Origin of the sequence: Alteromonas sp. NFXS44 (assembly GCF_040148705.1) — a bacterium.
In the GTDB taxonomy this organism is placed as follows: domain Bacteria; phylum Pseudomonadota; class Gammaproteobacteria; order Enterobacterales; family Alteromonadaceae; genus Alteromonas.
The window spans coordinates 359418-374330 of sequence record NZ_JAGDEA010000005.1 but is presented as its reverse complement, the minus strand read 5'-3'; the positions used below and the strand labels follow the sequence as shown (position 1 = coordinate 374330).

At 50.6% G+C, this 14913-nt stretch carries 16 protein-coding genes and 1 tRNA gene; 4 read left to right on the top strand and 13 right to left on the bottom strand.

Annotated features, from left to right (window positions below):
* The first annotated feature begins 179 nt into the window (after positions 1–179).
* The 3 genes from J3369_RS06935 to J3369_RS06925 are packed head-to-tail and all read left to right on the top strand — an operon-like array spanning position 180 to position 2447.
* Positions 180–824 carry an Hpt domain-containing protein gene (locus J3369_RS06935; protein WP_349585298.1) on the top strand — a complete coding sequence of 215 codons (645 nt, stop codon included), beginning with the start codon at positions 180–182 and terminating at the stop codon, positions 822–824.
* The gene (locus J3369_RS06930; RefSeq protein ID WP_349585295.1) at positions 817–1527 is read left to right on the top strand and encodes a TIGR01621 family pseudouridine synthase; all 711 of its coding nucleotides are present in this window, start codon (positions 817–819) and stop codon (positions 1525–1527) included. Before J3369_RS06935 ends, J3369_RS06930 begins: the two co-directional genes overlap by 8 nt.
* Positions 1527–2447: a ketopantoate reductase family protein gene (locus J3369_RS06925; protein WP_349585292.1), complete on the top strand. Its 921-nt coding sequence runs from the start codon at positions 1527–1529 to the stop codon at positions 2445–2447. The genes J3369_RS06930 and J3369_RS06925 overlap by 1 nt, the downstream gene beginning before the upstream one ends.
* On the opposite strand, the gene J3369_RS06920 is transcribed toward J3369_RS06925, so the two are convergent.
* From J3369_RS06920 to J3369_RS06905, 4 genes are all read right to left on the bottom strand, one after another.
* A complete protein-coding gene (locus J3369_RS06920) occupies positions 2444–3286 on the bottom strand; it encodes a formate/nitrite transporter family protein (RefSeq protein WP_303575305.1) in 843 nt (280 codons plus the stop codon). The two genes, J3369_RS06925 and J3369_RS06920, sit on opposite strands and share 4 nt — an antisense overlap.
* Before the next feature lie 139 nt (positions 3287–3425).
* The gene (lysS, locus tag J3369_RS06915) at positions 3426–4967 is read right to left on the bottom strand and encodes a lysine--tRNA ligase (RefSeq protein WP_349585288.1); all 1542 of its coding nucleotides are present in this window, start codon (positions 4965–4967) and stop codon (positions 3426–3428) included.
* 24 nt (positions 4968–4991) lie between these two features.
* A protein-coding gene (gene prfB / locus J3369_RS06910) for a peptide chain release factor 2 (RefSeq protein WP_303575307.1) occupies positions 4992–6090 on the bottom strand; the annotation gives its coding sequence in 2 pieces (ribosomal slippage) (positions 4992–6014 and positions 6016–6090; 1098 coding nt in all).
* 199 nt (positions 6091–6289) lie between these two features.
* Positions 6290–7045 (bottom strand): SDR family NAD(P)-dependent oxidoreductase, encoded by a 756-nt coding sequence (locus J3369_RS06905; protein WP_349585284.1) that lies wholly within the window; start codon positions 7043–7045, stop codon positions 6290–6292.
* A 131-nt stretch (positions 7046–7176) separates the two neighbouring features.
* Here J3369_RS06905 and J3369_RS06900 point away from each other — a divergent pair, with 131 nt between their 5' ends.
* Complete coding sequence (locus J3369_RS06900) at positions 7177–8067, top strand: LysR family transcriptional regulator (protein ID WP_349585281.1); 891 nt, start codon at positions 7177–7179, stop codon at positions 8065–8067.
* 87 nt (positions 8068–8154) lie between these two features.
* Here J3369_RS06900 and argS read toward each other — a convergent pair whose 3' ends face one another.
* The 9 genes from argS to J3369_RS06855 form a co-directional block, all read right to left on the bottom strand.
* Positions 8155–9885 (bottom strand): arginine--tRNA ligase, encoded by a 1731-nt coding sequence (gene argS / locus J3369_RS06895; protein WP_349585278.1) that lies wholly within the window; start codon positions 9883–9885, stop codon positions 8155–8157.
* Between the two features lie 24 nt (positions 9886–9909).
* A complete protein-coding gene (prfC, locus tag J3369_RS06890; RefSeq protein WP_349585275.1) occupies positions 9910–11493 on the bottom strand; it encodes a peptide chain release factor 3 in 1584 nt (527 codons plus the stop codon).
* A gap of 186 nt (positions 11494–11679) precedes the next feature.
* Positions 11680–11853 carry a hypothetical protein gene (locus J3369_RS06885; protein WP_349585272.1) on the bottom strand — a complete coding sequence of 58 codons (174 nt, stop codon included), beginning with the start codon at positions 11851–11853 and terminating at the stop codon, positions 11680–11682.
* A 144-nt stretch (positions 11854–11997) separates the two neighbouring features.
* Positions 11998–12450: a ribosomal protein S18-alanine N-acetyltransferase gene (rimI, locus tag J3369_RS06880; RefSeq protein WP_303575355.1), complete on the bottom strand. Its 453-nt coding sequence runs from the start codon at positions 12448–12450 to the stop codon at positions 11998–12000.
* Positions 12451–12453: 3 nt separating this feature from the next.
* On the bottom strand, positions 12454–12957 hold the full coding sequence (locus J3369_RS06875; RefSeq protein WP_349585269.1) for a hypothetical protein: 504 nt from the start codon (positions 12955–12957) through the stop codon (positions 12454–12456).
* Positions 12958–13019: 62 nt separating this feature from the next.
* Positions 13020–13096: transfer RNA gene (locus J3369_RS06870), tRNA-Trp, on the bottom strand.
* A gap of 124 nt (positions 13097–13220) precedes the next feature.
* Entirely contained in the window at positions 13221–14048 is an 828-nt protein-coding gene (locus J3369_RS06865) for a phosphotransferase (RefSeq protein WP_349585266.1), read from the bottom strand.
* Positions 14026–14646 carry a nicotinamide riboside transporter PnuC gene (gene pnuC, locus J3369_RS06860; RefSeq protein WP_349585263.1) on the bottom strand — a complete coding sequence of 207 codons (621 nt, stop codon included), beginning with the start codon at positions 14644–14646 and terminating at the stop codon, positions 14026–14028. Before pnuC ends, J3369_RS06865 begins: the two co-directional genes overlap by 23 nt.
* Entirely contained in the window at positions 14639–14908 is a 270-nt protein-coding gene (locus J3369_RS06855) for a hypothetical protein (RefSeq protein WP_119500648.1), read from the bottom strand. The genes pnuC and J3369_RS06855 overlap by 8 nt, the downstream gene beginning before the upstream one ends.
* Between the last annotated feature and the right edge of the window lie 5 nt (positions 14909–14913).

The window sequence follows — 14913 nt, the reverse complement described above, 5'->3', positions numbered from 1 at the left end:
AAGTTCGTCACTGTTAAGACAATCCGTCTTAAACAGGTCTGCCCCGTCATGCCGGAACAGAATACAGATTGTTACTGAGACTACCAGAATTTGGCTCAGAAAGCCCAGGTCTCCTTAACCCCTTTGTATCAATTTATTTATTAATGAAATACACTGGTGTAAACACCTGGAGAGACTGTATGGATTCTGCCGAAAAGATAATCAATCTCGAATTTGGCCTTTCTCAGTTAAGTGGGAATAAAACGCTGTTTCTGCGACTTTTGCAAAAGTTTGCCGACGAATACCAGCACGCCTCAGATAAACTTCAAACTTTACTCGATAACTGTGACTGGCAGGAAGCCAGAGTGTATATTCATACCATCAAAGGGGTGTCGAGTAATCTGGGGATTAACCAGCTTCACCTGACCTGTAAAGAAGCAGAGAACGAGCTGAAAGCGCAGGAATCGGTGCCGGCTTCCCTCCCTGCCCTCAAGCAAACAGTGGTTGTTACCCTGGACGCTATCGCAACATTGCAGGCTAACCCGGCCTTGCTTGACGACCTGCAAGCCGCAGAAGCCGCTATGAATGCGCCGGCAGCCGGTCATCAGGACAGCGAGCCAGCTGTAGCCACCGCCGGTACCACTGTATCTCCGGCTTCTGATCCGCAAACCGGTCAGGCGCCTGCAGCCTTTATTCAGGCGCTGGAACAAAGTGAATTTATTGCACAGGATCAGCTGGACAGCTGGCTGGCCGCCACCACGCAGGATCCGGCATTACAACAAACCCTGCGCGATGCCATTGACGAACTTGATTACGATACCGCACTGAACCTGATCCGTGGATAGCCCCGCAACCTCTGTCGGGATGTGTTTTGAACATCCCGACTTCTATGTCATTCATAAACCTGTCGGCATGCCTATGCACGATGATGCGCTGGGCGTGATACATGCTGTCCGGGCACTCACCGGTGAACAGCAGCTTTACTTATGTCACCGTCTCGATACTGTGACTTCGGGCTGTATGTTGATCGCCCGTAATGCTTCTGCAGCCGCACAGTTAAGCGGACTGTTTGCCGGTCGTGACATACAGAAATATTATCTGGCCATCCTGTCGGGAAAACCGGCGAAGAAACAGGGCACAATAGCCGGTGATATGAAAAACCGGCGCCGTGGACAGCATGTGCTGATGAAAACCCGTGACAACCCTGCTGTCACCCAGTTCTTCAGTTATCACCGGGCTGAAACCGGACGCATTGCGCTGGTTAAACCGCTTACCGGGAAAACCCATCAGATACGTGTTGCCATGAAAAGTCTGGGGTCGCCCATTCTGGGTGACACGTTATATGGCGGCAAAGAGGCTGACCGTGTCTATCTGCACGCGTGGCAATTACACTTTTGTTATAACGGTGAGGATTTCAGCATCACCTGTACGCCTGAGAAAGGCTCACACTTTGTCTCTGAGGCATTTTCCGGCTGGCTTGCGGAACAATCGGACAACCGGTCACTGCCCTGGCCATCTTTCACCCTGCCGGAAATAAAGAGCCGGTAATGTCTGTCAGGCTCTGTGTTATTGGCAACGGCGCTGTAGGTTCACTCTTTGCTGCAAAGGCATTGGAAGCCTGTTTTGATGTCACCCGTGCAGTGAGACAGCCCCGTTCTGTTACACAACAGGCCACTGTAAAGACGGTGACATTGCAAAATGACAGCACAGTTTCCTTGCCTGACGCCATCATTACTCAGGACAGCCCGGTGGATATCCTGTTCGATCTGATTGTTATTCCTGTGAAGGTTTATCAACTGAAAGAAGCTTTGATACAGTGGTCTCACCTTTTCACGAATAATACGCCGGCCTTGCTGCTGCAAAACGGTATGGGGGGAGATGAGATCTTTCGTTCTGTTTTGCCTTCTGTGAGACTTTATCAGGCAACCACCAGCCACGGCGCTCTGCGTCAGCAGAACGCTGTACGCCATACCGGTTTTGGTGAAACGCTGGCAGGTCCGGCAACAGGACAAAACAGGAATGACAGGGCGGATGAAAAAGTGTTTCGTATCCTTGAGCAGGCATTTCCGCCGGTAACACGCTGCGACAAAATTGCCCTGGCTCTCTGGCAGAAGTTGTCTGTCAATCTGGTGATTAATCCGCTCACGGCACTGCATAACATCCGCAACGGGCAACTTCTGGAGCCGGCATATGACGCAGTGATTTCATCGTTATGTCGCGAAACCAGCCTGGTCATGCAGGCTTGCGGTTACAAGGAAAGTGCAGACGTTCTGAAAAACCGTGTATTACGGGTTGCCGGGGCCACAGCGGCTAACTACTCCAGTATGCATCAGGACGCTGCTCACGGCCGTCCGCTGGAAACCGGCGCGATTACCGGATACCTGTTACAGAAAGCTGCAGCGCATCACATTCCGGTTCCCGCTCATCAGTCTTTGTTTGATGCACTGACAGACCGCTTTCCGGCTTAATCGATTTCGTGGGCTACCTGCCCGTGAGCCAGCATGGCAAATAACCCAGTCCCGCCGGCAATATTCCCCAGCAGCGTAGCAAAAATCAGCGAACAGAGTTGGTACAGTGTGACTTCCCCCTGCATCGCAAGCAGGAACAATTCCGTAGACCCGGCAATCACGTGGGTGAAATTCCCCATAGCAATGAGATAAGTAAACATAACGATGACGAAGAAAGCCGCACTCTGCACCGACGGTTTCATCCAGACAATACCGGCAATAATGAAACCTGAAATGACCCCGTAGGAAAAGGCCTGCCCGAATTCCAGCTCCACATAATGTCTTGAAATAGCGTTCATCCCCTCAATGTATTCCGCCGGCACGGTATGTAACTGATACATTAACGTCGCGGCCAGTAATGTACCCGCCATGTTGGCGGCAAACACGATAGCCCACAACCTTGCGGTGCAGCCAAGCATGGCGAGAGAGCGGTGGTTAAGCAGCGGTAAAATGACAGTGAGAGTATTTTCAGTAAACAGTTGCAGACGGCCCATGATCACAAGAACAAAACCGACGGTATACCCGAAGTTCTCCAGCGCAAACTGGTAGTCTGAACCTTCAAACACCGTATGCAGAATGCCCTCTGCAAGTACTGAGGTTGATATGCCAATGCCGGCAGCCACACCGGACCACCACAGCGACATACCCGGCCGCTCAAGCTCTTCAAGCCCCTCACGGTGAATTACCGCATAGAGAGAAACTGAACTCAGACTCTGGTGATCACGCACATCCTGTTCTTCTTCCTTAGTAAGCGGCGAGTCAACATGACGCTCGTCTTCGTGTTTCTCTTTCCCTGTCATATCCGGTTCCTGCAAAAGTGTTCTTAAATACGCCTTGTTACGAGTGATACGACAGGCCGGAGTAAAGCGATTGAATCAAAGACATAAAAAAACGGTATGGGCTTTCGCGCATACCGCTTTTTAGCAAACAGCAAAGAGGTTATTCCTGTACTTCCGGCTTCATATGCGGGAACAGGATAACGTCTTTGATTGTCGGGCTGTCAGTGAACAACATCGCCAGACGGTCGATACCGATCCCCTGACCCGCTGTTGGCGGCAAACCATATTCCAGTGCACGGATGTAATCTTCATCGAAGTGCATGGCTTCATCATCGCCGGCATCTTTTTCTTCAACCTGCTTACGGAAACGGGCTTCCTGATCTTCAGGATCGTTAAGCTCGCTGAAACCGTTCGCCAGTTCACGGCCGCCTACGAAGAACTCGAAGCGATCAGTGATAAACGGGTTATCGTCGTTACGACGGGCCAGCGGAGACACTTCCCACGGATACTCAGTGATGAAGGTAGGCTGGATGAGTTTCTCTTCTGCTGTCGCTTCAAAGATTTCACACAGGTACTTACCTGCACCCCAGATCCCATCAACTTCAGGCTCTTTAATGTGCAGCTGTTTCGCCATGGCTTTCATTTCATCAAGGTGCGCTTCCGGGTCGCGGATAGCCGCCTCGTTGGCTTCTGGCCAATATTTCAGGATAGCCTCGCCCATGCTCAGACGATCGAAAGGCTTACCGAAATCATAGCGGGTTTCAGACGTCACTTCGCCTTCGCTGTCACGGGTAGTATTAACCAGTTCTGTCATGCCAAGAATGTCCTGAGCCAGCTTGCGCAGCATGTCTTCAGTCAGATTCATCAGGTCATTGTAATCAGAGTACGCCATGTAGAATTCCAGCATGGTGAACTCAGGATTGTGACGGGTCGACAAACCTTCATTACGGAAGTTACGGTTGATTTCGAATACCCGCTCGAAGCCACCCACAACCAGACGCTTCAGGTACAGTTCCGGTGCGATACGCAGGTACATGTCAATGTCCAGCGCATTGTGGTGAGTCACGAAAGGCTTGGCCGTTGCACCGCCGGGAATGACCTGCAGCATTGGCGTTTCCACTTCCATAAAATCACGCTCGGTCAGGTACTGACGGATGCCGTTAATCAGGGCACTACGGATTTTGAAGTTGCGGCGTGTATGTTCACTGGTGATCAGATCCACATAACGCTGACGGTATTTGGTTTCCTGATCGCTCAGACCATGGAATTTCTCTGGCAGCGGACGCAGTGATTTGGTCAGAAGTTGCCAGTTTTCCATGTTCACGTACAGGTCACCTTTACCTGACTTGTGCAGGTCGCCGGCTACACCGATGATGTCACCGATATCCAGACTACCGAATTTCGCTTTAATTTCTTTTTGTGTTTCTTTGTCGGCGTAAGCCTGAATACGACCGGTCATATCCTGCAGCAGCAGAAACGGACCGCGTTTCGCCATAATACGGCCGGCAACGGAAACCTTATTGCCCTGTTCCGCCAGCGCTTCTTTTTCCACTTCACCGAACTGCGCCTGCAGTTCCTCAGCGTAGTTTTCGCGGCGGAAGTCATTAGGGAAACCATTTGCACGGCAGTTTTCCCGAATCGCGCTCAATTTAGCCCGGCGCTCGGCAATGAGTTTATTTTCGTCGAGTTGTTGGTCGGTCATAACCTGTTCACTTTTAAGTGTAATTTACAGGCCAGATTTCAAACTGGCTTGCAGGAATTTATCTAAATCACCGTCGAGGACGGCTTGCGTATTACGGGTTTCTACACCTGTACGTAAATCTTTAATGCGGGAATCGTCCAGCACATAAGAGCGGATCTGACTGCCCCAGCCGATATCAGACTTGTTATCTTCCAACGCCTGCTTTTCAGCATTCTGCTTCTGCAGCTCAAACTCATAAAGTTTGGCTTTCAGTTGCTTCATTGCCTGATCTTTATTCTTGTGCTGTGAGCGGTCATTCTGACACTGCACTACGATGCCCGTGGGTTCGTGGGTAATACGAACCGCCGAGTCCGTTCTGTTAACGTGCTGACCACCGGCACCGGAGGCGCGGTAAGTATCAATACGTAAATCAGACGGATCGATATCGATTTCGATATTGTCATCAATTTCAGGATAGACGAACGCAGAAGAGAACGACGTGTGACGGCGGTTCCCGGAGTCAAACGGTGACTTACGTACCAGGCGGTGTACGCCGGTTTCCGTTCTCAGCCAGCCGAACGCATACTCGCCTTCAAAGCGGATTGTGGCACTTTTAATACCCGCCACTTCACCTTCTGACAGTTCGATAATTTCTGTTTTGAAGCCGTGTGCTTCACCCCAGCGCAAATACATACGCAGAAGCATATTGGCCCAGTCCTGAGCTTCCGTACCACCGGAGCCCGCCTGCAAATCGATATACGCATCGCAGGCATCATTGGGACCTGCGAACATACGGCGGAATTCGAGGACTTCCAACACTTCAACAAGGGAATCCAGTTCAGATTTCGCTTCTTCGAAGGTTTCTTCATCTTCCGCTTCGATGGCCAGTTCCAGAAGGCCTTCAACGTCTTCAGCACCCTGTTCGAGCTTCTGAATGGTTTCAACCACCTGCTCCAGGGCTACTTTTTCTTTCCCTAAGGCTTGCGCGCGCTCAGGCTCATTCCAGACGTCCGGGCTTTCAAGCTCACGGTTTACTTCTTCTAAACGTTCAGACTTCGTATCGAAGTCAAAGATACCCCCTAAGTGCTTCAGAGCGCACCCGGATATCTGCTATGGCATTTTTGACAGGATTTACTTCAAACATGATTTCGCCAGGAGATAAATTAAAAAACAGGACGGCGGATAGTACCGAATCTGGCGGGATTTTGATAGTGGGCGCGCCGGGAATCAGGTGAATTTCACCAGATTTTTAGTGGTTATGACCGGTTACGGCGAAGGGATGTGTCCGGCAAATACCATGAAGCCTTTACCGGACGGTATAATAACAAGCAAATCTGGTGATTTTACAAAAACATGCCGCCGGAAAGTTCCACACGCTGACCGGTCATCCATGCGCAATCATCACTGAGTATTTTGGCGATTGCCGGGCCGATGTCTGAAGCTTCTCCTACTCTGCCTTTCGCTGTCACGCTGCTGACAAACTGATTCACTTCCGCGTTATCTCTTACCGTTCCGCCGGCAAAATCTGTGGCAATGGCACCCGGCGCGATGGTGTTTACGCTTATCCCCCGGCTGCCCAGCTCTTTTGCCAGGTACCGCGTCAGTACTTCCACACCACCTTTCATCATTGCATATGCACTTGAGCCGGGCAAGCTGAACCGGGCCAGACCCGATGAGATATTCAGAATATGCCCGTTATCTTCAATATCACTGAGCAATGCCTGCGTCAGAAAGTACGGCGCTTTCAGATGCAAATCTGACAGGGCATCGAATTCTTCCATACTGGTTTCGCTGAATGCTTTATGCAGTCCTGTGCCGGCGTTATTTACCAGATACTTCAGCTTGCCGCCCCCGAAGTGCTGCTGCAGGCAAGTACGCACGGTACTGATAAATACAGAATAATCACTGAATTTCGTTGCATCAAACTGCAGCGCCACGGCCGTTACGCCCCGCTTTTCTGCTTCTGCAACCACATCCTTTGCAGCGTTTTCGTCATGAACAAACGTGAAAATGCTGTTCACCCCTTTATCTGCCAGAGCCAGTACGGTGCTGCGACCAAGGCCACGGCTGCCACCGGTGATCAGTGCGGTATCACTCATCGTTTTTTCCTTACTGTGTGCGCCTGATTTAAGGCGGAAATTAATGACAGGTGCAGAGTATCGTTCCGGACTACATTGATAAACAGGGCAAATAAAGACACACTGTTCACATTAAATGAACAATGAGAAGTATGATGGATACTGTAGAATGTATGCGCCGTTTTCTTGCCGTGGCTGAAACCGGTGGTTTTTCTCAGGCAGCCTGCCAGATGGATTTGCCTAAATCCGCGGTGTCATCCTCAGTGACAAAACTGGAAACACGTTTGCAAACCCGCCTGTTTCACCGCAGTACCCGCCAGGTCACGCTGACAGAATCCGGCAGACAATACCTTCCTGAGTGTCAGCGTATTCTGGCCGATCTCGATGCAGTAGAGAGCCAGTTACAGGACGATGCCGGCCAGCTGACCGGAGACATTGTGGTAGATATGCCGGGCCGCTTGTATGCCTCCGTCGTCGCACCGAAACTGACTGAATGGTTCCGCCTGCACCCGAAAACCCGCATCCGCCTGCTCGGCGCGGACTATCGCATCGATCCGGTCAAGGAAAGCGTGGATTGTGTGATCAGGGCGGGTACGCTTAAAGACAGCGATCTCATCGCCCGCCCGCTGGGTAATTTTGTAATGGTGAATTGTGTCAGCCCGGCTTACCTGAAAGCGTATGGACATCCTGCTTCACCGGCTGATCTGAGCAATCACTTTGTAGTAGGCTATTCGCCGGACATGCGTCCTGCGGCGGATTCTTTTGATTATTTCCACAACGGGCATAATTATCAGGTAGCGATGACAAGCCGGGTATCGGTGGCCACTACAGACGCCTACCTGACCTCCTGCCTGGCGGGACTGGGAATCATTCAGGTGCCTCATCACGGAGTTAAGCATTACCTCGCCAGTGGCGAGCTTGTAACAATTCTGGATAATTTTACCTGCCCGCCCATGCCACTTTCCGTGGTTTACACATCAAGACGCCATATGCCTAAACGAATTAGTGCATTTATCAACTGGCTTACAGAGCAGTTTGCCTGATGCGGCGTACAAATTTTACTCGAAAAAAAACCGGCAGACGCAAAAAGCGACTGCCGGTTTCTCTGAGATCAGCGTAGCCTGATAGACTTACATTTTTTCCAGTGTTTCAATACCCAGCAGGCTCAGACCCTGTTCCAGTGTATTGGCCACCAGCGCGGCGAGTTCAAGACGGCTGTCACGCACCGCTTCATCAATACCGTCTTTCAGGATCGGGCAGGCTTCGTAGAAGCTCATGAATGCGCTAGCCACATCGTACAGGTAAGTACACAGCACGTGAGGTGTTGCTTCACGGGATACCAGTCCAATCACTTCTTCAAATTGCAGTAACAGCACAGCCAGTGCATGTTCCTGCTTTTCGGTAAAGGTCATTGCCCCTTTCAGATCTGCCATCGCAATACCGGATTTACGGAAAATACTTTTCACGCGGGTAAAGGCATATTGCAGATAAGGCGCAGTATTACCTTCAAAGCTCAGCATGGTGTCCCAGTTAAATACGTAATCTGTGGTACGGTTTTTACTTAAGTCAGCGTACTTAACAGCACCAATACCCACTTTACGGGCCACTTCAGCCAGCTCAGCTTCTGACAGGTCATTGTCCCGCTCGCTGATGAGTTTGCCGGCGCGCTCTACCGCTTCGTCAAGTAACTCAACCAGTTTCACCGTGCCACCGGTACGGGTTTTAAATGGCTTGCCGTCACTGCCAAGCATCATACCGAAAGGACAATGCTCGTAAGTCTGTTCTGCTTTCATGAAACCGGCCTTACGGCCCACAATTTCAGTTTGCCTAAAGTGCAGCGCCTGGCGGGCGTCGGTAAGAATAAGGGTACGATCAGCGTTCAGTTTGCCGCTGCGGTAGCGCATAGCTGCAAGGTCGGTAGTGGAATACAAGTAGCCGCCACCGGATTTTTGCACAATGTACACCGCCGGATTCCCTTCTTTGTCCGCCAGTTCAGGAATAAACACAACCTGCGCGCCCTGATCTTCTACCGCAATGCCTTTTTCTTTCAGGTCACGGATTACATTCGCCAGATCATCATTATAGGCAGACTCCCCCATAATATCGTCGCGGGTCAGACTGACGTTCAGTTTGTCGTATACTTCTTCACTGTGCTGAACGGATACATCGATGAACTGTTTCCACAGCGTAAGGCACTGCTCATCGCCACCTTGTAATTTCACCACGTATTCACGGGCACGGTCTGCAAAGCCCTCTTCTTCGTCGAAGCGTACTTTCGCTTCACGGTAAAAGTCTTCCAGATCAGACAGTGCGGTTTCCGCAACCTCACTTTCCAGCTTGTCTGACAAGTGTGCCAGCAACATGCCGAACTGTGTCCCCCAGTCGCCCATGTGATTCTGACGAATCACTTTATGACCAAGGAATTCCAGCACTTTTACAACAGCGTCACCAATGATCGTGGTACGCAGATGGCCCACGTGCATTTCTTTCGCAAGGTTCGGGGAAGAGTAATCCACCACAATGGTCTGCTGGCTGTCTTTTGCCACGCCCATGCGAGGATCGTGCAGTGCCAGTTCACACTGATTCGCCAGCCACGAATCGCTGAGATGCACATTAATAAAACCGGGGCCTGCCACTTCCAGCTTACTGGCAATGTCATCCAGGTTAACCAGTTCAACAATTTGCTCCGCGATATCACGGGGCTTTTGTCTTAATTGTTTCGCCAGTGCCATCGCACCGTTGAACTGATATTCACCAAATTCAGGCCGCGAACTGCGTGCCACAGGCACCGGCGCATTTTCAGCACCTAATTTTTCCAGTGCTTCGCTAAAACGGCTGACTAATAAAGCATGTATGTTCATCGTTTCTTCGTCTTCTGTCTGTTCTTAATGTTCGCGGGTTTCTTTGAATTCGATATCAGGGTAACGCTCTTTAGCCAGTTGCAGATTCACCATAGTAGGTGCAATGTAGGCCAGGTTGTCGCCACCATCCAGCGCCAGATTCTGTTCAGCTTTACGGCGGAATTCGTCCAGCTTCTTCGCATCCTTACTGTACACCCAGCGGGCTGTACTCACACTGACGTGTTCGTAGATTGCATCTACGTTGTATTCAGATTTTAAACGTGCCACTACCACGTCAAACTGCAGTACGCCTACTGCGCCTACGATAAGATCATTGTTAATCAGCGGACGGAAAACCTGCACGGCACCTTCTTCAGATAACTGGATGAGTCCTTTAAGCAGTTGTTTTTGCTTCAGAGGATCTTTCAGGCGGATACGCTTAAACAGTTCCGGCGCAAAGTTAGGAATACCGGTAAAGCGGAAATTATTGCCGGACGTGAACGTATCACCGATGCGGATAGTCCCGTGATTGTGCAAACCGATAATGTCACCGGCGTAGGCTTCTTCCAGAAGTTCCCGGTCACCGGCCAGGAAAGTCAGCGCGTCAGAAATACGAACGTCTTTGTTAATACGTGAATGACGCATTTTCATGCCCTTCTCGTATTTCCCTGAAACGATGCGGCAGAACGCAATACGGTCGCGGTGTTTAGGATCCATATTTGCCTGTATCTTAAACACGAAACCACTGAACTCAGGCGCATCAGCACTGATTTCACCGTCTTCTGTCAGGCGTCCCTGCGGCGCAGGTGCCCACTCAACCAGACCATCCAGCATATGGTCAACACCAAAGTTACCCAGTGCAGTACCAAAAAATACCGGTGTCAGTTCGCCTTCGAGGAACAGTTCCTGATCAAACTCGTTAGACGCCCCCTGAACCAGCTCCAGTTCGTCTTTCAATGTTTCCAGCAAACCGCTGCCGATAGCGGTTTCAAGTTCCGGGTTACCCAGCCCTTTGATAATGCGTACATCCTGAATCATGTGACCCAAACCGGATTTGTACAAAATCACTTCATCACGGTGTAAGTGGTAAACACCTTTAAATTCTTTACCACAGCCGATTGGCCAGGTCACCGGCGCGCACAGGATTTTCAACTCGTTTTCAACTTCATCAAGCAACTCCAGCGGGTCGCGGATATCGCGGTCGAGCTTGTTCATGAAGGTAATAATAGGCGTATCGCGCAGGCGGGTAACTTCCATCAGCTTACGGGTACGATCCTCAACACCTTTTGCCGCATCGATAACCATCAGGCAGGAGTCAACGGCAGTCAGTGTGCGGTAGGTATCTTCAGAGAAGTCTTCGTGTCCCGGCGTATCCAGCAGGTTCACGAGATTTTCACGGTAAGGGAACTGCATGACCGAGGTCGTGACCGAGATCCCCCGCTCTTTTTCCATTTCCATCCAGTCAGATTTGGCATGCTGACCGGACTTTTTCCCTTTCACGGTTCCGGCTTTCTGCAAAGCTTGTCCGAACAAAAGGACCTTTTCAGTAATGGTAGTTTTACCCGCATCGGGGTGACTGATAATCGCAAACGTACGGCGTTTGCTGATTTCGCTGGTTAGGTTACTCATGGATATTCTGATCTGTCACTGTGTGAGGGTAGACGCGGGTTCAGAGCTTGCGGGCGGCGCCACCTTGAATTTCAAAAATTGGCGCGCATGATACCAGAATTGAGAAAAATTGCCGCCCTTTTCTCTGCGGTGCAAATCCACCGGCGCATTTGCACCGGCAGGCAGAAAGTTTGTACGCCGGAGGTCTTACTTTTTCTTCTCCGGTGTGGATTTATCGTATTCCACCAGCTCTTCTAATGCAGCCCCGGGATCCTCTTCCCCGGCGACGGAGTCGAATTCTTCTTCGCCATGACGAAAGTCTTCTTCCGCCAGCGTGATTTCCCGTTCATGTTCACGGGCTTTTTTATTGCTGTCAGCCATCATATTTACCTGCTAATTGAACAAAACACACTCTTGTTAATTATACGTGAAGAGAGGAATTTGGATGAGATTTCAGACTATTTTTCTGACCGGGAGATGGTTTGCTCCATCGGATACAACCGGAGGGATATAAGTGCTGACGCCCTAAACCAGTAACATACGCATTATCCGTGCGTCTTCTTTACCGCCATCACAGGGGTAGTAATTTTTACGCACTTCAATGTCTTCAAAACCGGCTTTTTCGTACAGTGAAATGGCTTTGTGGTTTCCGGCTCTTACCTCGAGCCACAGTGACTCAGCCTGTTGTTGCCGGCACCATGCAATCACACCGTCTAATAACTGTTTTCCGGCACCCTGCCCCCGGTCAGAAACAGCAACTGCAATGTCCATTAACGTGGCTTCGCCGGCAACCAGTAATATCACGGCGTAACCGGTGAGATTAAGCTCACTGTTAAGTAATGCCAAACCTGCATAGGGCGGTGTAAGACAGTCCGCAAAGGTAGATAAGGACCAGGGATTATAAGTGGCCTGCTGATGAATAGCATGGGCGTCATTGATCAGGGCGTCAGAAAGTGGCTGGAGTGTGAACGACGGCATCACTTACTGACCGGTACAAATGATCTGCCACAGACGGCGCTTTTCCGCAGCGTCTGATGGCGCAGTTTTATAAGGTAATGAAAGAATATTATTTTTCAGGGACAACTCTGAACCATATTGCCAGCGAACAGACTTTGCATCGTGAAACAGAGACAACGCCTGCAAGATGTCTTGTCCGGCAGTTCCGAAGCTGCGGGGATCAATGGTTTCAACCACCGGTGATGCCGGTTTTGCTTCATTGTCCTGCACTTTTTCCGGGGCAGATGGTTTTTTATCCGGTTTATTTCCCAGCATGGAACGAAGCTGCGCAATGCGGGCCTGACCATTTACGGCGGGTTGACCAGAAGACTGAGATGGAACGGCTGCGCCGGAAGGCGTTTGTTCAGCAGTGTGACTGTTCCCGGCAGCAGATGTTGCCTGAGACTGTGATACAGCCTGAGATTGCCATACACAGATACCCATTTCCTGAAGAACAGCAATTTGATATGGATTTAAACCGGACGTCATGAAAATGGATTTACTTTTGAGTGGAAGAAAGTAGGAACACTATAACTTACTCAGAGGAAAAGTGGCAGGGGTGGAGGGACTCGAACCCCCAACCATCGGTTTTGGAGACCGCTGTTCTACCAATTCGAACTACACCCCTAGCGCGCTGTGCATTATACGTATGCGTTAACAAAGGTAAAGCCTTTTTATGGCAAAAAAACAGCAAAACCAGTGCCTTTGCCTGGCATTCGCACAATACGCACAAAAAGCGCACAGCATGGCTGTTACTCCGGTTCACTCACCTTCTGCCGGTTAGTGGTTTCCAGTGCTGCCTGCCAGAGTGCAGCAGTGACATTTACCACCCGGCGTTGCTGTTCACAGGCAAAGATGACCTTCTCTTCAGCGGCCCCACTTAAAGCGGCGTAGTGTTTATACAAGCGCATAGCGGCTTCGTCATTTAACTGATTAATCGCAGCACAGGATGCCACATCAAAATAACGATTGCCGCTGGCAGCATATTCCCAGTCAACGATAACGGGTTTAGCGCCACCGGCTCCGGTTCTCACAATGTGCGGCAAAGACAGATCGTTGTGACAAAGCACCGCCTGTTCAGCAGGCGGCTGCTGTGCATCACCGGAATCAATCACGTTTCTCAATGATTCAGCCAGGGGATGACTGCTCTCAAGATCTGCACTTTCAAAATAGCGCATCAGTCTGGGCTCAAGACACAGAGGTGGCGCATCAATGGCTGTGCAGTGAATGGTGTGTAACGCAACGGCGAGCAGAATGATACTGTCTTCACTGTTTGCGTTGTTCGCCGGTTCCGCATCCGAGGTCACCCAGCGTTCTGCCCATAGCGTGCAGTCAGTACTCAGCCACACAGGTTCAGGCGCAATGCCCTGACGGAAAAGATTGTGCTGAAGCGTAAACTGAGCGTGTTTGTTTACGCCGGTAAAACTCTCACCGGCAGACCACTTAACAGCGAACTCACGCTCACCGTCAGTGATATTAAACAGGCGGTTCACATCCCCGCCCTGCCGTGATTCGCAGGAGGCATTACCGCTAAGCTTTAACGGCTCTGCTAACGCTTTAACGATAAGCGCGGGCGTCATGTTCCTGCATCTTCCATTGTTTCAGCCATTGTGCATAACCAAATACGGCAAATCCGACATATCCCAGAAACAGACACGCCGACAACATCAGGCCGCTTTGTGCGTAAAGATAAGCTGAAGCCAGATTGATTACTATCCAGTACAACCAGTTCTGTAAAACCTTATGGGCCACCATCACAGTAGTCACCACACTGACCACCTGAATGCTTGCATCAAGCAGCAGATGTTCGCTGTTGAACTGCCCCTGTGCCCAGAGGGATAAGCCCCAGGCAATCAGGAGTAGTCCCGGCACCAGCATGGCATGGGTATACCATGGCCAGGAATGCACCCGATTGTCGCCGGCAGCCTGACGGTTCCACTGATAGTACCCGTATCCGGCCATCACCATGTAATACAGATTCAGGATGGCCTGAAACGGCAGTGTAACCTGCCAGAAGAGCCAGGTATAAATAGCCGTACTGATAAATGCACACAGCCAGCACCAGCGGTTTTGCCTGGCAGCCAGCCAGACATAGGCCAGTGCCAGCACCACAGCAACCCACTCGGCCAGTGATGTCGCGGCTATCTGTTCAAAGAAATGCGGGATGAAATCAGTCATCCTGATCCTTACGGGCCTGCATCACATCGAAGTTCAGAAACTTTGCTACAAAAATGGCCTGCCCGACTTCTTCATGGGTGCGCTGCATTTCTTTTCCCAGTACAGCCATAACATCGGCATACTCGCCGGTGACCTGTGTACTGGTAGAACAGGTCGTCACATCAAGGGTGTCGTAACTGTTCAGTCTGTCAATGAACGACTTTATGGGTGGAATGTATTCATTCACCAGAGGATACAGAGATAACTCAACCATGACCTGCATAGAGA